Raw genomic sequence first — 19,851 nt, forward strand, 5'->3', positions numbered from 1 at the left:
GGCGACCGAGGAGCAGACCTCGGTGGTGGAATCGCTGAACATGGACATCACCGAGATCAACACCCTCAACCACGAAGGCGTGGAAAACCTGCATGCCACGCTGCGCGCCTGTGCGGACCTGGAGCAGCAGGCGGTACGCCTGAAGCAGTTGGTGGACAGCTTCCGCATTTGACGACGGGGATCAGGCCGCCTCGCGTGAAGCGGCCAGCGTCCGAAAGTCCCCATCCGAGGAAAATATTCAGGCGGAGTATTGACTTAGCTCCGCCCCCTGCGTAAATTTCGCCACCTCGCAAGGCGATCGGCTGATTAGCTCAGCTGGGAGAGCACCTGCATCACACGCAGGGGGTCGGCGGTTCGATCCCGTCATCAGCCACCAAATTGCGAGACTGGGCGAAAGTCCAACTGAAGCGCAGCGGTAGTTCAGTCGGTTAGAATACCGGCCTGTCACGCCGGGGGTCGCGGGTTCGAGTCCCGTCCGCTGCGCCATATTTGCTTCCACAGGCCCCCTGAACGCCTGGAAGCTACGAAAAAGCGGCCTTGAGCCGCTTTTTTCGTTTCTGATTCACTGAAACCCATCTCCAGCCAGTTACTTGCACGCGTTCGAGTACACCGCGGGCGGCGCGTGTGACCATCCCTCGCCATCGTTTTTTCGTTCGGTTCTTCCTAGCGCTGGGCCCTGTAGCCATTCCGGGCCCGGTAGGAGATGTCCGATGACTTCAAGCCCTAGGCGATGACCGAAACGGGGATGGTTCATTTCTTCGGTCGGTGACGGCTCGCAGCGCCGATGTTTTCGTTTCCATCGACAGGCACTTACGCACTTATTCCGGTATCCCTCCCGAGGCGATGCCTGTCGGAGGAGGGAGAGGCTATGCCCTTAGAGGCCATGCCTAGTCGACGGCATGGATTCAAAGCAAGGAGAAGCTGGCGGAAACCCTATGAGCCTGCCTTCGGCAGACGAGCAGGCGGCATGCCGGACGCCTAGGCATTCCGGAATGCCGCCATAAGGGATGGTTGCAGGTATGTCGGAGCAGCTGGCACTCAGTCCTCTATCTCAGAGGATGTTGAACGGATACTCGGTGATGATGCGCAGGTCGTCGGCCTGGCCACCGCGTTCCCCGCTGCGATAACTGGCTGCACGGACTCTGAAGGATAGATTTTTTGCAGGCCCACTTTGAATGACATAGCGCGTTTCGAAGTTTCGCTCCCAGGCTTCGCCATCCAGGTCAGTACCGGACCCATTCTTGAAATCGTAGCCTTTCACGTAGCGAGCCATGAAGCTCAAGCCGGGCACGCCATAGGGTGCCATGTTCAGATCGTAGCGGACCTGCCAAGACTTCTCGTCTTCGTAGTCGAAGTCGGAATATTGAACGGAGTTGGCAAACCAATAATTAGCTCCGCCGTCAGGGCCGTAAATGTAATCGCCTTTACCGGTGACTGCCTGATAAGCCGCTGAGAAGGAATGTGCGCCCAGGCTGTATATGGTCCGGAAACTCCAGATGCGGTTATCCAGATCGCCGCTGCGGGCAGTGCCTATGCTCTTGGTGTCGTAACCGTTGAAATCGAAAGTTAGCGACTGCTCGTCTGAAAGCGGCAAGGCATAGTTGGCATTGATGTAGTACTTCCGAAAGTAATCTTCGGTCTTCGCATAGTAGAGGCTTGTAGACAAGCGATCGGTGAGTTTATAGACGCCCCCGAGATAGTCGACCGAGGTCATCCGTGCGCTGTCGTAGGATGATTGATTGCGGTTCGTCAATGCTGTCAGATGACCGGCATCTATCTGCAGGTTCTTGAACTCTTTACTGGTCAATGTCAGTCCGTCCAAGGTCTCCGGCAGGAGGCGACTATCGGACGTATAGGCTACGGGGACCGAGCCTAGCTGAGTGCCGTACTTCAGGACCGTATTCGAGATGCGCATTTTGAATACACCGCCGCCCTTGGAGTATTCGTCCTTTGCACCGTCGCTGTCGGCCTCCAGGAGGTTGGTGCCGCCGCCGTAGCGACCTCCGCCAGTATCCAACTTCATGGCGTACATGCCGATCAGGTCAATGCCGAATCCAACCGTGCCCTGCGTGAAGCCCGACTCCACTATCCCGACAAAGCCCTGCGCCCATTCCTCGCCGTAGCTCTGCGCGGCGTTGCTCGCACGGTTATCGCGATTCATATACATGTTGCGGGCTTTTATCGACGCCTTGGTGCCATCGATAAAACCTGTCGATTCCGACTGCCCATTGGCAAGTGCAACCGGGCTGGTCAACAGGGAAAAGATAACGGCGGTAGAACTGACTTTGCTGGCATTCATTGAAGCGGCTCCTCATACATTATCCCTCCGCAAAAAGGCGGAGAGTATCTATCGGCAGTCGTTCAGCGTGCAGAGACGGCCTGCCTTATAGGCGGCAGTACCTTTTTAAAAGCTGATTTCCAGTTCGGCAGATTTTTATCGAGCGGTTTTAACGTATTTCTGATCCGTCTAGCTTTCGAATAAGAATGCGGGCGCGATAAGTAAGCGTACTTACTCACGCTTCCTCGACTCAGGAAAGGCGACGGCTTTCGGCGACTATACCAGTGGCTTCAGAGGGAGCACATACGTCATCTAGTTGACCTCAGCGTAAGCCAAGCTTACGCTCGGGCAATGGCTAAATTCCTTATCCCGTCGTTGAACTGGCTCCGCGTCTTCGAGGCTGCAGCCAGACACCAGAGCTTTTCCAAAGCGGGAAAGGAGCTTTACATGTCCGGCGCTGCGGTGAGTCAGCAGGTTTTTGCGTTGGAAACCTGCCTCGGTCGGCCACTGTTCGAGCGTACTGCCAACCGAATCCAGCTAACGCCAGAAGGCAGTGATTTCCTCCCTACCGTTCAAATCTCCCTGGGCGCGATCGAGACCAAGGCGGCCTCGCTTTTCGCGCCGAAGCGAATCGAGCGGGTGTCGCTGCTGGCCAGCCAACTGATGGCCATGAGTTGGCTGCCGCGCGTATTGGCGGAGTTCGATCGGGACAACCCTTCCATCCGTGTAGAGCTTCTGATGGAGGGGTCGCACATGAAGGACGTGCCCGATATCGCGATCCGGTTCGGTGAAGAGCCCCAGCTCGTCCGTCACCCTGGAAGGCTGATGGGGCTCTCGTATGTAGTCCTGTGCCGGAAGGAAGACGTCGCCAACATCAACTCCCTCGATGACTTGCTGTCGTTTCGTCTTTTGGAAAGGACCTCTCACGCCATGGGGTGGATGGGACTGCTCAGCCATCACTTCGGTCCCATGCAGGGGCGGCAACTCAAGCTCGAGAAGGCGGATGTCACGCCACTGGCTCTGATGATGGTAAGCCAGGGTCTGGGCCTCGCCGTTTGCCCCGTGCCGGTTTCTCTCCCCCTGGCCGATGCCCTGGGCCTGGAGGTATGTCCCTTGGTCCCGCGGACTCCCGGGCCTGGAATCTACTACCTGGAGCATCCGTCGAATCGGCCGCAGAGTGCCGCCGTTCAAAAGCTTGAACAAGCGCTGCACGCGGCGGCCCAGGCATCCATGCGAGCCCATCACATGTAGCTGGGACCGTTGTTCCGGCGCCGGCGGGCTGGACGGGTTACAGAGTCGGCGGATTGCCAAGATGAACGACGATGCCGGGGGCGTTTCGTCGGGCGCTACCCTTCCTGGATATCCCGCTTGCTCCGCGACGCAATTGCATGCGCCGCCTGTATGAAATCCTCGACATACCGGGCGTTGCGGCTCGTCCTCATCCGGCCGAGCAGGAAATGGTCGTCTATTATCGGAGTCAATTGGCGGATCGCTACCCTGCCGACAGCGGTACCCGCCATGGCCGGGTGCATGATGCTGACGCCCATCCCGGCGGCGACGAACTCGCACACCGACGGCGCGGTATTCGCTTCCAGGATATAGCGCGGAGTCAGGCCATGCTGGGCGAAGGCATCATCGGTGATGCGACGCATCTCGACGCTATTGTCGAAGGCGATGAACGGCTCGTCCTTTAGCTGTTTGATGCTGATGCTTCTCTTCCTGACCAGTGGGTGACCCAGTGGAAGCAAGCAAATAAGCGGTTGACGCAAGAGCGGCTGCAATTCCAGGTCCGGATGATCGATGTTGGTGTTGAGCAGCCCTACGTCTATCTGGCGGGTAGCCAACCAATCGGCCAAGACCACCGAAGCCCGAACCTTCACCGACACGAAGACTTCCGGATGGATTTCACGGAATCCGGCGATGACCTCTCGGGTGAATGCGCCCGATAGCGCCGGCAACACGCCGACGATCAGGTGACCGCCTTCTTCGCGTTTTACCACCTCCACGGCGGATGCCAGCTGATGCAGGCCGGCGAAGATCCGATCGACTTCCTGATAGAGGCGCATGCCTTGGGGGGTAGGGGCCAGTCGCCCCTTGGTGCGCTCGAACAGGTGCAGGCCGGTCTGGTGTTCCAGTTGCGCCAGCAGCTTGCTGACCGCGGGCTGGGTCACGTAGAGCGCAGTCGCCGCGGCGCTTACCGTTCCGCTTTCTATCACGGCACGGAAGGCCTCCACCTGCCGTAGATTGATAGTCATCACCCTATAACCTCTTGGAATGGAACACCCGTAAATAGTGTTTGGACATTCTAGGTTGGCGAATTGGAAGATATCAACGACACCTTGATAGGCAGGTCGCAACCCATGCTTTACGCAGTCAAACGAATCCTGCTGGGAATCCCCACCCTTCTGGTCATGTTCACCCTCATCTTCCTGCTCGTGCGGGTAGTGCCGGGCGACGCCGCGACCGTAATCCTCGGCGACCAGGCCAATGCTGCATCGCTGGCTGCGCTGCGTATTCAACTCGGCCTGGATCAACCGCTTTGGCAGCAGTACCTCTCAGCGCTATGGGCGGCGATGCGAGGCGACCTCGGCGTATCGATGGTGACCAACAGGCCGGTGATGGAGGAAATACTCCGGGTATTGCCCCACACGTTGAATCTGGCCGCCGCATCCATGCTGCTCGGATTGCTTCTGGGGTTGCCCATGGGGATATTCGCGGCCTTGTACCGTAATCGCTGGCCGGATTATGTCGGGCGTCTCTTTTCGCTGATCGGGCTTTCTCTGCCCGCATTCGTCGCGGGCATCTTGTTGCTCTTGGTTTTCGCCATCCAACTTCAGTGGTTCCCGGTCATTCCGATGGAGGGCGGTTTCTTCGAAACCTTGCGAGCCCTGGTATTACCCGCCATTACATTGGGCTTCGTGATGAGCTCATACGTGGCACGGGTCACCCGCGCGTCGATGCTCACTGTATTGGACGAGGACTATATACGCACGGCACGGGCAAAAGGCATTGCGCCCTTTCGTTTCATCATGCGCCATGCCCTGGCCAACGCCTTGTTACCCATCATTACCATTACCGGACTTTATTTCGGCACGCTGATTGGAAATGCAGTGTTGACCGAAGTGGTATTCAACCGATCGGGGATGGGCCGACTCATTCTCGGCGCTCTTAACACCCGCGATTATTCATTGCTGCAAGGACTGATGATCGTCTTCGCCGCTTTTATCGTAATGGCGAACGTCATTACCGATCTGCTCTATGGACTGGCCGATCCGCGCGTGAGGGTAGGGCGATGAACGGCCTTGCGTTATTCACCCGCTTTTTCCGTTTGCTGTCGCGGGGCGGTGCATTCGGTTGGCTGGGGTTTGTTCTGTTGGTAGCGATCGTGCTTGCTGCAATCTTCGCGCCCTGGCTGTCGCCCTATGATCCAATTAACCAGGACATCGTCCATCGGCTGTTACCGCCCTCGGCGGATTATTGGCTCGGTACGGATAGTTTTGGCCGCGATGTGTTCTCGCGGATTCTCTACGGCGCCCGCGTCTCCCTGCTGGTGGGCTTCGTTTCAATCCTCATCGCCATTGTCGTGGGAACTGTCATCGGTGTGGTCTCCGGCTATGTCGGCGGGAAGTTCGACCAACTGGTCATGAGCGTCGTCGATGTGATGCTCGCATTCCCCTCGCTTTTGCTTGGAATGCTCGTGGCCGCCGTCCTGGGCGCCAGCCTCGAGAACCTGATCATCGCCATCGCGATTACCGAGATCGCACCTTTCGTTCGTCTGGCGCGGGCTCCGACGCTTGCCTTGAAGGAGCGCGAGTTCGTGGAGGCCGGTCGTGCGCTTGGCTTCAGCCATGGGCGGATCATGGCCGTGCATATCCTTCCCAACCTGATTGCCGACGTGCTGGTGATGGGATCGTTATGGATGGCCACGGCGATCCGGACCGAGGCGTCGCTCAGTTTCATCGGCCTGGGCGTCCGTCCACCGAGCGCCACCTGGGGCGGAATGATCCGCGACGGCTTCGACAACATCCTCGATGCGTGGTGGTTGGCGGTATTCCCGAGCATCGCCGTCTTGCTGGCCGTATTGGCGCTCAATCTCCTGGGCGACGCCTTGCGTGACGCCATCGATCCCAAATATCGCAAGGGCTGATCCGATGACCCCATTACCCTCCCAGGTGTCAGTGGCCGCAGACGATGTCGTCTTGGACATACGGGCGCTACGCACGGAATTCATGATCGGCGGCCAGTGGCACGGGGCGGTTCGCGACCTGACCTTGAGCGTGCGTAAGAACGAAACCTTGGCTCTGGTCGGTGAGTCTGGCAGCGGCAAAAGCATAACGGCCCTGTCGATACTGGGTCTCCTGCCGGAAAAGGTGGCACGGATCGGCGCCGGGCAGTTGCTGTTCGGGGGGCGCGATCTCACCCGCTTGAGCCGCGATCAATTGCGCGACGTTCGCGGCGGGGAAATCGCCATGGTGTTCCAGGAACCCATGACCTCGCTGAACCCCACCATGCGAGTGGGCGAGCAGATTGGAGAAATGATCCGGGCACATCGCCCTCTATCGGCTAAGGAGACGCGGGAGGAAGCGGTAAAGCTGCTCCTTCAAGTGGGCATCCCGTCGGCAGAGCGGCGCGTCGACGATTACCCCCATCAGTTCTCTGGCGGCATGCGTCAGCGAGTCATGATCGCCATCGCGATCGCATGCCGACCAACGCTCTTGCTGGCGGACGAGCCGACGACCGCGCTCGATGTGACGATTCAAGCCCAGGTGCTTGGCGTGCTCGACAAGCTCAAGCGCGAGCAGGGCATGTCGATGCTGTTCATCACCCACAACCTTGGCGTGGTTGCGCTGATCGCCGACCGTGTTGCCGTCATGTATGCGGGGCAGGTCGTCGAGTTGGCGTCGGTCACCGAGCTATTCGCCAAGCCCACCCATCCCTACACCGAAGCCTTGCTGAAAGCCATGCCAAGGGTCGACCGGGATAGCGATGACCTCGCTCCCATTCCGGGTGCCGTCCCCTCGCTCATCAATATGCCCATCGGTTGCGCCTTCGCGAACCGCTGCCCGCTGAAAGAGCCCCGCTGCGAGCAGGAGTCGCCGCTGTTGGCGCCCTTGCCCACCAACGGCGATCACGGCGTCCGTTGTTTTGTCCGCAATCCGGAGGCCCTATGAGCGCGCCCGAGTCCGGTTCCCTGGGAGTCGTCGTCAAGAACCTGCGCAAGCACTACGTCAGCGGCGGCGGCTGGTTCGGCCGCGACAAACAGGTGGTCAGGGCAATCGCGGATGTGTCCTTGACCGTTCCGAAGGGCGTTTCCGTCGGTTTGGTGGGGGAGTCCGGGTGTGGCAAATCGACCGTTGCGCGTGCCGTCCTCCGCCTGGTCGAGCCCGATGACGGAACCATTTTCCACGACGGCGTGGACGTGCGCGCGCTGACCGGCAAGGCGCTCCGGGAACACCGGCGCAACGCGCAACTGGTGTTCCAGGACCCGTTCGCCTCATTGAATCCGAAACGGACCATCTGGCAGACCCTCGAAGAGCCGCTGCGGGTGCATCGCATGGGCAGCGCGGACGAGATCAGGCGCCGCGTCGAACGAGCGATCCTGGAGGTCGGTCTGCCGGTGGAGTGCCTGTCGCGCTATGCGCACGAATTCTCCGGCGGTCAACGGCAACGCATCGGTATCGCACGGGCGCTGATCCTCGAGCCGGATTTCATCGTCGCCGATGAACCCGTATCGGCCCTGGACGTGTCGGTCCAGGCCCAGATCCTGCAGTTGCTTCTGCGGATCAAGGAGGCCCGGGGATTATCCTTTCTGTTCGTTTCCCACGACCTGGGCGTCGTGCGCTATTTCTGCGCGCTCACCAACGTGATGTACCTCGGACGCATCGTCGAGTACGGGCCTACTCGCGAGGTCATGGATGATCCTCGCCACCCCTATACCCGCCTGTTACGCGACAGCTCGCCTATTCCGGATCCGGCCCAACGGATTTCGTTGGTGAGCAGCGCGCAGGAATTGCCATCCGCGGCGAATCCGCCGCCCGGCTGCGCTTTCCATCCCCGCTGCCCCAGGGCCGAAGCCCGGTGCCGCCGCGAGGTTCCGCTACTTCGTTCGGTCGACGGTGGCGCTGGTCGCACCGTGGCTTGCCATTTCCCCCTGTAGCGGCCCCCGGTCGCTCAACGTTGTCTGATGCCTTCGGAGAAACGCAGTGAGTGCAGCTAACTTTATTTACCTGAGTCAGGAAGATGCGATAAGCCATGGCGCTGCCGATGTCGCCGCTACGGTCGATGACGTCGAGCGCACCGTCGTACTGACCTACCAGAACAAGGCGATCGAAGCGCCTACCGCGACGCTGTTCTGGGATGTCGATCCGGCTCTTTTGAGGCAGCCCTTCGTCGGTTACCCGAGCAAGAAACGGGCAAATATCCATGCCGGCTACATTGATGACCATGGCATCAAGAAAGTGGGGATCAAGAACATCCCCAGTAACCCGGATAACGTCAAGAATGGCTACGGTCCCCGGGCTTCCGGATTGGTCACCATCCTTCACCCGGAAAGCGGCTACCCCCTGGCAGTGATGGATGCGATGGTCATCAGTTGCATGCGCACCGGGGTTCTGGGGGCGTTGGGGGTCAAGTATCTGCGGTCGCCGAAGGCCACGACGGCCGCCTTCATCGGCGTGGGCCCGGTCAACCAGGCGGCGCTGCTGGGCGTCGCGGAAGTCATGCCCGAACTGCGTAAGGTTTATGTGTTCGACTACGATAAATCCCGGGCTCGGTTATTCGCCGATAAGTTCTCCGCTCAATTGAATATCGAGATCGTGGTTTGCGATTCCGCAAAAGAAGCAATTCTCGATGCCGATGTAATCTGCCCCGCGACCAGTGTGCAGAATAAGGATGCTGCTTACATCGAATACGATTGGTTGAAAAAAGGCGCGCTCTTCGTGGACCTGTCTTTATGGGATGCGAAATATGAAGTCTTCGAAAAGGCCGCCGCCCTGTTCACCAACTCCGACTTGGTGTTGGAGCGCAAGACGATGACGCCGGCCTGCCTGGTGATGGAAGGTTTCACTCGGGAGGAGGACTTGATAGATATCGGCGGCGTGATCCTCGGCGAGTCTGCTGGCCGCCAGCACGACGACGACATCATCGTGTATTTCGCCCGAGGCTTGGCGCTGTACGACATCATGAGCGGCTACCGCGTATATGAAAATGCGTTGAAAGCCAACGCAGGCAAGAAACTCAGTCTCTGGGAAGGCGACTACTGGCTGTGAACGAGCCGGATCAAGCCGCAGGTCAATCAATACGGAGTGTTATCAGCGAACATTATTGGGGAATTGCATGATGACGAATAAGTGGATGGGCGCGGTGTTGTTGGGGGCTAATCTGTTAGCCGCGAGTTGCGCCGCACAAGCGGTGACTTTGCAGATGGGCATCGGGACATCGGATATCCAGACGTTGGATCTGGACCGGGCGACCGGTTACGACTCGATGCTGTTGAACAACCTCTTCAATGGCCTGGTGCGATTCCCGCCGGGCAGCGCCGACCCCGCGAAACTCGAGCCGGATCTGGCTGAAAAGTGGGAAGAGTCCGCTGATCATCTGTCCTGGACGTTCCACCTGCGCCACGGTGTGCAATTCCATCATGGCTACGGGGAGTTGCATGCCGACGATGTGGTGTATTCGCTGAACCGCGCATCCGATCCGAATACCTCGTCTCAGTCGGCGGCCTTCGAACCTTTCGAAAAAGTTGAGGCGGTGGACCCTTATACCGTCCGTATCACGTTGAAGCGGCCGACTCCAGGATTCCTGTGGCTGGTGGCCAACTATCGGGGAGGCAACATTACCAGCCGCAAGGCGGGCGAGGCGCCGGACAGTAAGTTAGCCACGCAACCTATCGGCACCGGGCCTTTCGAGTTCGCTGAGCATGTCCCGCAACAATACGTAAGGCTGACCGCCCACGAAAAATATTTTCGGGGAAAGCCGAAGATCGACGAAATCTTCTGGCGATTCGTCGCGTCGGACAGCAGCCGAGATCTTGCATTCAGATCGCGCCAGCTCGACGTGATATATGGGCATCGCGAACAGCGCTGGGTAGACAGTGTGAAGGCTCGAAGCGGGGTTACCCTGGACGTATTCGGTCCTGGCGAGTTTCGCGCCCTTTACCTGAACCGTACGATCAAGCCGTTGGACGATATCCGCATCCGTCAGGCCATCGCTTATGCCACCGATGTCGACGAGATAGTCCAGTTCGTCGGCAAGGATGTCAGTCAGAAAGGCTGCTCGGTCGTGCCGCCCGGCTACGTGGGCGTGGATTGCTCTTTCAACTACCACCATGACCTGGAAAAAGCGAAGCAATTGCTGGCGGATGCGGGATACGCGAAGGGCCTCACCTTGCCGGTCGTGGTATCCAACATCTCTTCGATTCTGCCGGTGATGCAGGTGGTGCAGGGGCAACTGGCGAAAGCAGGCATCACCCTCGATATGAAAGTGGTGGACCACCCGACGTATCACGAGGACATCCGCAAGGATCTTAGCGCCATCGTTTTCTATGGCGCGGCACGCTTCCCCGTTGCCGACACTTACCTGACGCAGTTTTATGATTCCAGCTCGATCGTGGGCACCCCCACGGCTGTCACCAATTTTTCCCATTGCAGCATTGGGGATGAAGCGATTCGAGCCGCTCGTGTCGAAACGGATCCGGCGAAGCAGTTGGCGTTCTGGAAAACAGCACAACGGCAAATCAATGATGACGTGTGCGGCGTTCCTCTGTTCGATCTCCGGCAAGTCTGGGCCCACAACAATAATGTCGATTACGGGTATGAACTCGAGGGCGACATCAATATTTCTCCGCCCATCACCGAGTTGACAACGAAGAAGTAAACCCTGGTGGCCGGACATCGACCGATGCCCGGCCATATCGGCCACCTGCGCGGGCTCATTCGAACGGGCTGCTTTGGATGAAGCGCCCCGCCTCGCCGTTGGTGCCTGGGTTGGGTCCAGAGGGCGCCAGTCCAGCCGGCGTCATCGCGATGCCGGAGTAGGGTCGAAGCAGATGCGATGTCCGGGGCGATGGAAGCGCCCCGGCTTTCCGGTTTCCGGGTGCGGCAGCTCGCCTGGTCGCTCGTACCGGTAGCCGCGCCGGCGGTGCCGGTTGCAATCCTGACAGGCGAATGAGGCCGATCCGCTGAAACAGGCGAGCCATTGTGCCGACGGGCATGCCCAGCCGCTGGCCGATTTGTCGACAGGTCATGTGGGACCTGGCGCCGTTCGAAACGCGCGTCGAGCCTGCTCCTGTACCGGAAGTGCCCGATCACGCAGGGCTACGGGCGCGTTCTACGGGGGCATCCGCGGCTCCTGGAGAGCTCGGTCGGTCGCGCCTCCGGTGTCCGGGTAATCCCGGATGAACACCTGCCGAAAGACCACGGCGCAAGGGACCTTGGGGTCGTTCGCCGCCGAAGGGCTTGGGCAGGGCGGCCCGGCCCGGCTCGGCTACGGCAGAGACGTGCGGAATCGCCGAAGGGTATCGTTTTGACCATTGGTTAAATTAGAATCGATATCATTCATGCATTCGCGAAGGGTTCTCAGATGTTTGATACGGCCGTATCAAGTGAGCAGGCTTTCCACGACCTCTATCGCGACCATCGCCCCTGGCTGGAGCAATGGCTGCGCCGGAAGATGGGCAACGGGTGGGATGCGGCCGATCTCAGCCAGGATGCGTTCATCCGCGTACTGACCAGCTCGCAATGCATCGTCGACCTGCAGGAGCCGCGGGCGTATCTGAAAACCATCGGCAAGCGGTTGCTGATCAACTTTCACAAACGGCGCAGCCTCGAACAGGCCTACCTGGACGCGCTTGCGCAATTGCCCGAAGCCTGTGTGCCGTCTCCCGAGCAGCGCTGGCTGATTCTCGAAACCCTGCAGGCCCTGGACGAGTTGCTCGACGGGCTGCCCCCGGTCGTGCGTCGGGCGTTTCTCCTCAGCCAGCTCGAGGGCCTGGGTTACCGGGAAATCGCCGAGCGGCTCGAGGTGTCCGAACGCAGCGTCAAGCGCTACATGGCGCAGGCCTACGAGCATTGCCTGCTGGTGGAGCTGTGCTGAGCGGGGATTCCGCCGACGAGCTCCGGCGTGTCGCGCGATCCGCGGCGCGCTGGTTGGCGCTCATGGAGTCCGGCGCGGCCAGCGCGCATGACCTCGCCGGCCTGCAACGCTGGCGTGAGCGCAGCGCCAGCCACGAATACGCCTGGCAAAAGGCCCAGGCCCTGAGAACGCGCTTCGAAGGGTTGCCGACCGAGCTGGCGATGGCCAGCCTGGATCGTCCGGACCCGAGCCGTCGGCGCCTGCTCAAGGGCGTGCTCGGCCTCGCGGCGATCGCCCCCGCGGCCTGGCTCGCGACTCGCACGCTTCCCCTGGACGCCTGGCGCGCGGACCTGTCCACGGCCACCGGCGAGCGCCGCCGCATCACGCTGGCCGATGGCAGCCAGTTGGACCTGAATACCGCCTCGGCGGTAAACCTCGACGAAGGGCGGCGACGCCTGGCGCTGGTACGTGGCGAGATCGCCCTGCGCCTGGCGGGCGGCGCGCCGTTCAGCGTCGACACCTTGTACGGCGAGGCGAGGCTCGCGGGAGGCGAGCTCTGCGTTCGCCAGGACGACGCCGCGTGCGAGTTTTCCGTGTTCGCCGGTGTCGCCGAGATTCGTCCGAGCGCCTCCGGCGTGCTCGTGCTGGGCGCCGGCCAGCGGGTGCGTCTGGACCGCGCCGGCGTCGAGCCGGTCCACACCTTCGATATCCGGCAACCCGGTTGGTGCCAAGGTGTGATCACGGCGAACGACCGACCCCTGGGCGCTTTCCTGCGCGAACTCGAGCGCTATCGGCCCGGAATCCTGCGCTGGTCGCCGGCGCTCGAGTCGCTACGAGTCACCGGAAGTTTCCGGCTCGACGACACGGATCGAATCCTCGCCCTGCTCGCCGCGAGCCTGCCGCTGGACGTGCGTTCGCGCACGCGTTACTGGGTCACCCTGGTCCCGCGCGGAGCGACGGCCTGAGGCTTGTCCCTTTTTTCTCGCTCGCCTGTCTTGGAAGGTAAGTGAATTAAAAAGAGAGCCTCGCCAATGCCTGCAGTGACCCGCCAACGGAGCCGTCCGCTGTCCGTCGTTTCTTCTCCCACGCTGTGTCTGAGCCTGTTCCTCGGCTTCGGCCCGGTAGCGCCGCTGGCGGCTTACGCCCATGCCGAGGCGCGTCCCTACGACGTGCCCGCCAGCGATCTCGGGTCCGCGCTGACCCGCTTCGCCAGCCAGGCGGGGGTGAGCCTTTCGGTGAACCCGGCGCTGGTGAGCGGTCGCCGTAGCCCTGGGCTGTCCGGCGAATACAGCGTCGACGAAGGCTTCGCCCGGCTGCTGCAAGGGAGCGGATTACGCCTCCAGCCGGTGGGCGCTTCCGCCTATACGCTGATACCCGCCCCGGAGGCGTCCGACGCATTGGAAATCGCACCGACGGCCGTCACCGGTGCTCATTCCGCCTCGGACGCCGAAGGCGAGCCCTATCGCGGCGGGCAGGTCGCACGCCGAGGCTCGCAGGGCCTGCTGGGCGCGCGCGACTTCATGGAAACGCCGTTCAGCATGACCACCTACACCCAGGAGGCGGCCAAGAACCAGCAGGCGCGCACCCTGGGCGACCTGATCGCCAGCGATCCCTCGGTGCGCTCGACCAACCCGGCCGGCGGGCGCTACGAACAGTTCACCATCCGCGGGTTCAGCCTGTTCAACAGCGACGTGTCCTATGGCGGCCTGTACGGCATCCTGCCGACCTATTCGATTGACGTGGAAATGGCCGATCGCGTCGACATCCTCAGGGGGCCGAGCCAACTGATCAACGGCATCTCGCCGCGGGGAAGCGTGGGGGGCGGGATCAACGTCGTTCCCAAGCGCGCCACCGACCAGCCGATCAGCGAATTCACCGGCAGCTATGCGTCCGACAGCCAGGTCGGCGGCGCGGTGGACCTGGGCCGCCGGTTCGGCGAAGGCAATCGCTTCGGTGTGCGCTTCAATGGCGTGAAGCAATCCGGGGATACCGAGTGGGACCACCAAGAGGTCGACCGCGAGATGGCGGTGCTCGGCCTCGACTTGCGTGAGGAGCGCGTCCGGCTGTCGATGGACCTCGGGCATACCGAGCGCGACACCGATGCGCCCCAGGAGCGGGTACAGATTCAAACCGCCGCCCCGGTGCCGCATGCGGACGACGTACGCGACAACTACGCGCAGCCCTGGAGCAAGGCCAGGACCGAGGATACCTTCGGCGCCCTGCGCGGCGAGTTCGATGTCAGCGAATCGGTGATGCTGTACGGCGCCGTCGGGGCGCGAAAAAGCAACCACGACTTCCTGCGCCATGGTGTGTCCGTCAGCGACGCGGCCGGTAATTTCAGCGTCCAGCCCCGCGATTTCACCCGCGACGAAAGCGTCAGGACCGCCAATGCCGGGGTACGCGGCTGGTTGCACACCGGCCCGGTGAGCCACGAGATCAACCTGGCCGCCAACTACTTTTACATGGACTTCGAGAACGGCGGCGCCCGCTACGCCTCGGCCCCCAGCAACCTCTACGACCCACGGGTGACGCCGACGCCGGGCACCCCCACGCGCTCGGATGCGGCGGTGTACACGGAAAACCGTTTCAGCGGCGTGGCGTTGTCCGACACCCTGGGCTTCGCGGCCGACAGGCTGCTTCTGACCCTCGGCGCGCGCTGGCAGCGCGTCAAGGTCGACGACTGGACCGACGGCCTGAAAGGGGACACGGCCTACGACGAGGAAAAGGTCTCGCCCTCGCTCGGCGTGCTGTTCAAGGCCACCGAGCGGCTGTCCCTCTATGCCAACTACCTGGAAGGGCTCAGCCAGGGCAAGATCGCCCCCTCGACCTCGCTGAACGAGGACGAAATCTTTCCGCCCTTCATCAGCCGGCAGGTCGAAGTCGGTGCCAAGTACGACCTGGGTGCGTTCGCCCTGACCGCCAGCGCCTTTCGCCTGAAGCAGACCGCTTACGAGACCAACGCGACCTCCAGGGTCTTCGGCCCCAACGGCAAGCGCGACAACCAGGGCGTCGAACTGAGCCTGTTCGGCGAGCCCCTCCAGGGATTCCGTCTACTGGGCGGCGTGATGTACATCGACAGCGAACTGACCGGCACCCTCGGCGGCACCTTCGACGGCAACCGGGCCCCGGCCACGCCCAGGTTCAACGCCAACCTGGGGGCGGAGTGGGACGTACCCTCGGTACCGGGGCTGACCCTGACCGGGCGCGGCATCTACACCAGCTCGCAGTACCTGGACCAGGCCAATTCCAAGGAGATCGATGCCTGGGAGCGCTTCGACCTGGGCGCGCGCTATGCCTTCAAGGTCGACGACAAGGACGTCACCCTGCGCGGCAACGTCGAGAACCTGTTGAACGAACGCTACTGGGCGTCGGCTGGCGCGTCGGACGACAGCGAGCCGGGCCTGACCCTCTCCACCCCGAGGACCGTCGTGCTGTCGGCGACCCTGGGGTTCTGACGACGGTGGCCCCTGGCTGTCGGGCGGCCTGAAAGGGGCCACTCGTTCAGCGTGCGTTGGGCGTAGGTCTGGAGGAGCGGATCGCCGAGAACGCATATCCCGCTCGCCGGCAGGGCAGGCGGGGGCGAGACGCTTCCACTCGCTTCAGCTCGGGCCATGGGGCGCCGCGCCTGGGCCGAGGCGTCATCGCGCCTGCTTTCTGGAGCAGGCCGCCGCAAATGGCTCGGATGCCGAGAGGTGCCGCCCGCCTCGATAGCGTTCCCTGGGCCTGGGCTCCGCCGAGGGAGGTGGACGCAGCGCACTTGCCGTCTCCTGGGCGAGGCCGGTGCGCTGCCGATCCGGACGGCGATCCCACCCGGGGCGTCGGCCTCAGTCGAGGTCGTCGCAAGTCGTCATCATGGACGCGCGCAACTGCGCATCGGTTATTTTCATGACCCGCACCATGCAGGCGTCGTATTCGCTGCCGGGCTGTTGCTTTTCGGCGCGAACCTGGCCCTGGGGACTTGCCTGGGGTTTTACCTGAGGGCTCGGGCTCGGCGGGGCGAGGATCGGTCCGTTCTGATCGTAGAGCCGTCCGCCGCTGGCGACGCAGTCGAACGCTTCCGGGTTCTTTATGCGAACCGCCATGCCCCAGGATTGCGGGCGCGCCGCGCCCCAGGGGATCGGTGCGATCTTCATCTTCGAGCGTTTGTTCACCACCGCGTCCGCGCCGACGCTGCGCGCGACGTTGGCGAGTTTCAGGTTCATCTTCGCGAAGCCGCCATAGGTGGCCGAGTTGGCGATCGCTCGACCGAGGGGCGTGCTGTCCACGTTATCGGGCAAGGGTTTCGGCAGCAGGCAGATCGGCCCCGTATAGGGCGGCAATGCCGGCTGGGAATCCCGGGTGCGCTGCACGACGGCGCCACCGCAGCCAGAAAGTACGATGGCGGCGAGAGTGATGGATAAAACACGGGGGTACATAGGAACACTCCGTTTTAAAGGAAGGGGATTCTACTCCGTCGGCACCTGCCGAAAGAACGCAAAGGCTTCAGGCCGCGTCGCCCAGGTCGCTGGCGATTGGGTCGTCCCTGCTGCCATGGGCCCCAGAGCGAACCCCGTCCAGGCCTGCGACGAGTCGCTCCCTGGGGGCGGCGGCCACCCGTCGATTGGAGGTGTCGAGCGCTTGGCCGAACGACCTGCCCCCCATGCTCCGCCAGAGCCTCGCGCTACCCTGCGTGCCTGTGTCCGGGCACCCGCCATTCGTTCGCCAGCCCCATGAAAAAGGAACTTAGCCGCATTGCCCTCGTTCTACCGCCAACGTGCCTGCCCCTGGCTGGCCATCGAGGAGAACGCAATGACGAATGACAGAACCCACCTGAAGGGCGCCACCGTGGTGATCGCCGGAGCCTCCAGCGGTTTCGGCCGCGGTTCCGCGCTCAAGCTCGCGGCGCAAGGCGCGCATGTGGTGCTGGCGGCGCGTCGCGGGGCCGAGCTCGATGCCCTCGCGGCGGAAATCCAGGCGGCGGGCGGCAGGGCGCTGGCGGTGCCCACCGACGTCAGCGAGGCCGCGCAGGTCGCCCGTCTGGCCGAGGCGGCGGTCCATGGCTTCGGCCAGATCGATGTGTGGATCAACAACGTGGGGATAGGCGCACTCGGGTTCTTCTGGGATATCCCGGTCGAGGACCACGCACGGGTGATCGACGTCAACCTGAAGGGGCTGATCTTCGGCGCCCACGCGGCGTTGCGACGTTTCCGCACCCAGGGGTTCGGCACGCTGATCAACGTCGGCTCCATCGACAGCGAGGTCCCCCTGGCCTACCAGGCCTCCTATGCGGCCTCGAAGGCCGCGGTGCTCAGCCTCAGCCGGACCCTGGGCGAGGAACTGCGCCTGAGCGGCGAGGCGCGCATCAAGGTCGCCACCATCATGCCCTGGGCGGTCGACACGCCCTGGTGGACCCATGCCGCGAACTACAGCGGTCACGCCCCGCGCATGGCGGCCATGGACGATCCGGAGCGGGTCGTCGATGCCATCGTCAAGGCCTGCCTCGATCCCCAGGAAGAAACGCCGGTGGGGTGGAAGGCCAAGGCGTCGAACCTTTCCCACCACCTCTTCCCGGACCTCACCGAACGGATGTCCGCCGATATCGCCCACCGCGAGGTCGGCAAGGCACGTCCCCTGGCGCCGACCACCGGGGCGATCTACGAGCCGATGGCGGGAACCGCCACCCTCGACGGCGGCATCCGCGCCCGCATGGCGCGGGAAGACGCCGCGAAGGAATGAGGGCCGAAGGTCAAGCGGCGGCTACCACGGTGCCCTGGGCAATCGCGCACAGCTTCTCTTCGCCGGCGTCGATCGCATAGATCTCGCAGCGGCAGACCGCCTGCCGCTTGCCCACGCCGTCGGCATGGGCGCGGGCGACGATGCGCTCGCCCAGCGCCGGTTTCAGGTAGTTGATCTTGTACTCGGAGGTCAGCGCGTTGCCGCCCAGCGCGAGGCCGCCGGCGAAGGTGATGGCATTGTCCGCCAGGTAGCTGAGGACGCCGCCGTGCACGAAGCCGTGTTGCTGCCTGTGCGCGTCGGTCACCGGCAGGCTGATCTCGGCCTCGCCGCGTCCGGCGCCGGTCAGTTGGGCGCCGATGAAACGGCTGAAGGGTTGGGCAGCGAATACCTGCCGGGCGAATTCGCCCAGTTGCCGATCGTCCATCGCGTCGTCCTCGTCAGTCAGGATGCGCCGGCGCCGCTGCGCCGTCCGATCCGAACTATAGGCGCGGGGCCGCCCGGATAGGCGCGAGTGGCGGAAGTGCCCGGCGTTCGTGCCGCTCTGCCATGGGCCCGGGCAGCCGGACCGCCGGGTCAGGCTCCCGGGGCTTCCTGCCAGGCGTCGAAGGGATCGGGGAATCGGCGCCAGCGCTCGCGGCCGCCCTGCATTTCCGTGTCTGTGAGCAGGCAGGTGTCCAGTTCCTCGTCGAGCCGGGCGAAGTCGATGTTCTGGCCGATGAACACCAGCTCCTGGCGGCAATCGCCGGTCTCCGCCTCCCAATGCTCGAGGATCGACCGCAGGCCTTCGTCGTCCGCGGGCCACTGGCTCCTGGGAACGAAACGCCACCAGCGCCCAGCGTGGCCGTAGCGCATCAGGCCGCCGGCCTGGGACCAACTGCCGGCATCCTCCGGCTGGCTCGCCAGCCAGAAGAAGCCCTTGGAGCGCAGCAACCGCCCGTTGCTCCAGGGCCGGTTGAGGAACTCATGGAAGCGCTGCGGATGGAAGGGGCGCCGGGCACGATAGGCGCTGGAGGCGATCCCGTACTCCTGGGTTTCCGGCAGGTGTTCCCCGCGCAGCGCCTTGAGCCAACCAGGCGCCTGGGCGGCGCGTTCGAAGTCGAAGCGCCCGGTGTCGAGGACCTTCTCCAAAGGGATTCTGCCCATGCTCATCGGCAGGATCTCGGCGTGGGTATTCAGGCGGCGCAGGATCGCCGTGAGCTCCTCGCGCTCGGCCGAGGCGATCAGGTCGACCTTGCTGATCAGGATCACGTCGGCGAACTCCACCTGCTCGATCAGCAGGTCGGCGATCGAGCGTTCATCGTCCTCGCCCAGGCTCTCGCCGTGGCTAGCGAGGCTGTCGGCGGCGTGGAAGTCGCGGAGGAAGTTCGCCCCGTCGACCACCGTGACCAGGGTGTCGAGGCGCGCCAGGTCGGCCAGGCTTTGGCCCCGTTCGTCGCGGAAGGTGAAGGTTTCCGCCACCGGTAGCGGCTCGGCGATGCCGGTGGACTCGATCAGCAGGTAGTCGAAGCGCCCGTCGCGGGCCAGCCGGCTGACTTCCTCGAGCAAATCCTCGCGCAGCGTGCAGCAGATGCAGCCATTGCTCATCTCCACCAGCTTTTCCTCGGCCCGGTTGAGGCTGACGTCGCGCTGCACCTCGCTGCCGTCGATGTTGATCTCGCTCATGTCGTTGACGATCACCGCCACCCGGCGGTTCTCGCGATTCTTCAGCACGTGGTTGAGCAGGGTGCTCTTGCCGGCACCGAGAAAGCCCGACAGCACGGTCACGGGGAGTCGTTGGGTCATGG

Annotated in this window: 17 protein-coding genes and 2 tRNA genes; 14 read left to right on the forward strand and 5 right to left on the reverse strand. The window is 62.7% G+C overall.

Annotation, left to right across the window (positions count from 1 at the left end; genetic code table 11):
- The 3 genes from OGL92_RS15020 to OGL92_RS15030 all read left to right on the forward strand — a co-directional run.
- A partial coding sequence (locus tag OGL92_RS15020; RefSeq protein WP_263145038.1) for a hypothetical protein occupies positions 1-172 on the forward strand: 172 nt, incomplete at its 5' end.
- Between the two features lie 128 nt (positions 173-300).
- A tRNA-Val gene (locus OGL92_RS15025) sits at positions 301-376 on the forward strand.
- 33 nt (positions 377-409) lie between these two features.
- Positions 410-486: transfer RNA gene (locus OGL92_RS15030), tRNA-Asp, on the forward strand.
- A 565-nt stretch (positions 487-1,051) separates the two neighbouring features.
- Here OGL92_RS15030 and OGL92_RS15035 read toward each other — a convergent pair.
- The gene (locus tag OGL92_RS15035; protein ID WP_263144835.1) at positions 1,052-2,299 is read right to left on the reverse strand and encodes an OprD family porin; all 1,248 of its coding nucleotides are present in this window, start codon (positions 2,297-2,299) and stop codon (positions 1,052-1,054) included.
- A gap of 330 nt (positions 2,300-2,629) precedes the next feature.
- On the opposite strand from OGL92_RS15035, the gene OGL92_RS15040 reads away from it, so the two are divergent.
- Positions 2,630-3,529, forward strand: a complete 900-nt coding sequence (locus tag OGL92_RS15040) for a LysR family transcriptional regulator (protein ID WP_263144837.1) — start codon at positions 2,630-2,632, stop codon at positions 3,527-3,529.
- 95 nt (positions 3,530-3,624) lie between these two features.
- Here OGL92_RS15040 and OGL92_RS15045 read toward each other — a convergent pair whose 3' ends face one another.
- On the reverse strand, positions 3,625-4,533 hold the full coding sequence (locus OGL92_RS15045; RefSeq protein WP_263144840.1) for a LysR substrate-binding domain-containing protein: 909 nt from the start codon (positions 4,531-4,533) through the stop codon (positions 3,625-3,627).
- Between the two features lie 105 nt (positions 4,534-4,638).
- On the opposite strand from OGL92_RS15045, the gene OGL92_RS15050 reads away from it, so the two are divergent.
- The 9 genes from OGL92_RS15050 to OGL92_RS15090 all read left to right on the forward strand — a co-directional run bounded on the left by OGL92_RS15050 (position 4,639) and on the right by OGL92_RS15090 (position 15,807).
- Positions 4,639-5,574, forward strand: a complete 936-nt coding sequence (locus OGL92_RS15050) for an ABC transporter permease (RefSeq protein WP_263144844.1) — start codon at positions 4,639-4,641, stop codon at positions 5,572-5,574.
- Positions 5,571-6,425 (forward strand): ABC transporter permease, encoded by an 855-nt coding sequence (locus OGL92_RS15055; RefSeq protein ID WP_263144846.1) that lies wholly within the window; start codon positions 5,571-5,573, stop codon positions 6,423-6,425. Before OGL92_RS15050 ends, OGL92_RS15055 begins: the two co-directional genes overlap by 4 nt.
- Positions 6,426-6,507: 82 nt before the next feature.
- A complete protein-coding gene (locus OGL92_RS15060) occupies positions 6,508-7,449 on the forward strand; it encodes an ABC transporter ATP-binding protein (protein WP_263144849.1) in 942 nt (313 codons plus the stop codon).
- Positions 7,446-8,435, forward strand: a complete 990-nt coding sequence (locus tag OGL92_RS15065; RefSeq protein WP_263144850.1) for an oligopeptide/dipeptide ABC transporter ATP-binding protein — start codon at positions 7,446-7,448, stop codon at positions 8,433-8,435. Before OGL92_RS15060 ends, OGL92_RS15065 begins: the two co-directional genes overlap by 4 nt.
- A 46-nt stretch (positions 8,436-8,481) precedes the next feature.
- Positions 8,482-9,546 (forward strand): hypothetical protein, encoded by a 1,065-nt coding sequence (locus OGL92_RS15070; protein WP_263144852.1) that lies wholly within the window; start codon positions 8,482-8,484, stop codon positions 9,544-9,546.
- A gap of 67 nt (positions 9,547-9,613) precedes the next feature.
- Complete coding sequence (locus tag OGL92_RS15075) at positions 9,614-11,155, forward strand: ABC transporter substrate-binding protein (RefSeq protein ID WP_263144855.1); 1,542 nt, start codon at positions 9,614-9,616, stop codon at positions 11,153-11,155.
- 705 nt (positions 11,156-11,860) lie between these two features.
- Positions 11,861-12,373 carry a sigma-70 family RNA polymerase sigma factor gene (locus OGL92_RS15080; protein ID WP_263144857.1) on the forward strand — a complete coding sequence of 171 codons (513 nt, stop codon included), beginning with the start codon at positions 11,861-11,863 and terminating at the stop codon, positions 12,371-12,373.
- Positions 12,370-13,317 (forward strand): FecR domain-containing protein, encoded by a 948-nt coding sequence (locus tag OGL92_RS15085; RefSeq protein ID WP_263145041.1) that lies wholly within the window; start codon positions 12,370-12,372, stop codon positions 13,315-13,317. The genes OGL92_RS15080 and OGL92_RS15085 overlap by 4 nt, the downstream gene beginning before the upstream one ends.
- Positions 13,318-13,383: 66 nt before the next feature.
- Positions 13,384-15,807 carry a TonB-dependent receptor gene (locus tag OGL92_RS15090; RefSeq protein ID WP_263144858.1) on the forward strand — a complete coding sequence of 808 codons (2,424 nt, stop codon included), beginning with the start codon at positions 13,384-13,386 and terminating at the stop codon, positions 15,805-15,807.
- A gap of 369 nt (positions 15,808-16,176) precedes the next feature.
- Here OGL92_RS15090 and OGL92_RS15095 read toward each other — a convergent pair whose 3' ends face one another.
- Positions 16,177-16,767, reverse strand: coding sequence for a hypothetical protein (locus OGL92_RS15095; RefSeq protein ID WP_263144861.1), 591 nt, complete (start codon positions 16,765-16,767; stop codon positions 16,177-16,179).
- 373 nt (positions 16,768-17,140) lie between these two features.
- Between OGL92_RS15095 and OGL92_RS15100 the strand changes: the two genes are divergently transcribed.
- The gene (locus tag OGL92_RS15100) at positions 17,141-18,067 is read left to right on the forward strand and encodes an SDR family NAD(P)-dependent oxidoreductase (protein ID WP_263144863.1); all 927 of its coding nucleotides are present in this window, start codon (positions 17,141-17,143) and stop codon (positions 18,065-18,067) included.
- A gap of 10 nt (positions 18,068-18,077) precedes the next feature.
- On the opposite strand, the gene OGL92_RS15105 is transcribed toward OGL92_RS15100, so the two are convergent.
- Both OGL92_RS15105 and zigA read right to left on the reverse strand, forming a co-directional pair.
- Positions 18,078-18,491: a PaaI family thioesterase gene (locus tag OGL92_RS15105; protein ID WP_263144865.1), complete on the reverse strand. Its 414-nt coding sequence runs from the start codon at positions 18,489-18,491 to the stop codon at positions 18,078-18,080.
- A gap of 149 nt (positions 18,492-18,640) precedes the next feature.
- Positions 18,641-19,849 carry a zinc metallochaperone GTPase ZigA gene (gene zigA / locus OGL92_RS15110; protein ID WP_263144868.1) on the reverse strand — a complete coding sequence of 403 codons (1,209 nt, stop codon included), beginning with the start codon at positions 19,847-19,849 and terminating at the stop codon, positions 18,641-18,643.
- Positions 19,850-19,851: the final 2 nt, after the last annotated feature.

Origin of the sequence: Pseudomonas sp. RIT-PI-AD (assembly GCF_025642785.1) — a bacterium.
Taxonomy (GTDB): domain Bacteria; phylum Pseudomonadota; class Gammaproteobacteria; order Pseudomonadales; family Pseudomonadaceae; genus Pseudomonas_T.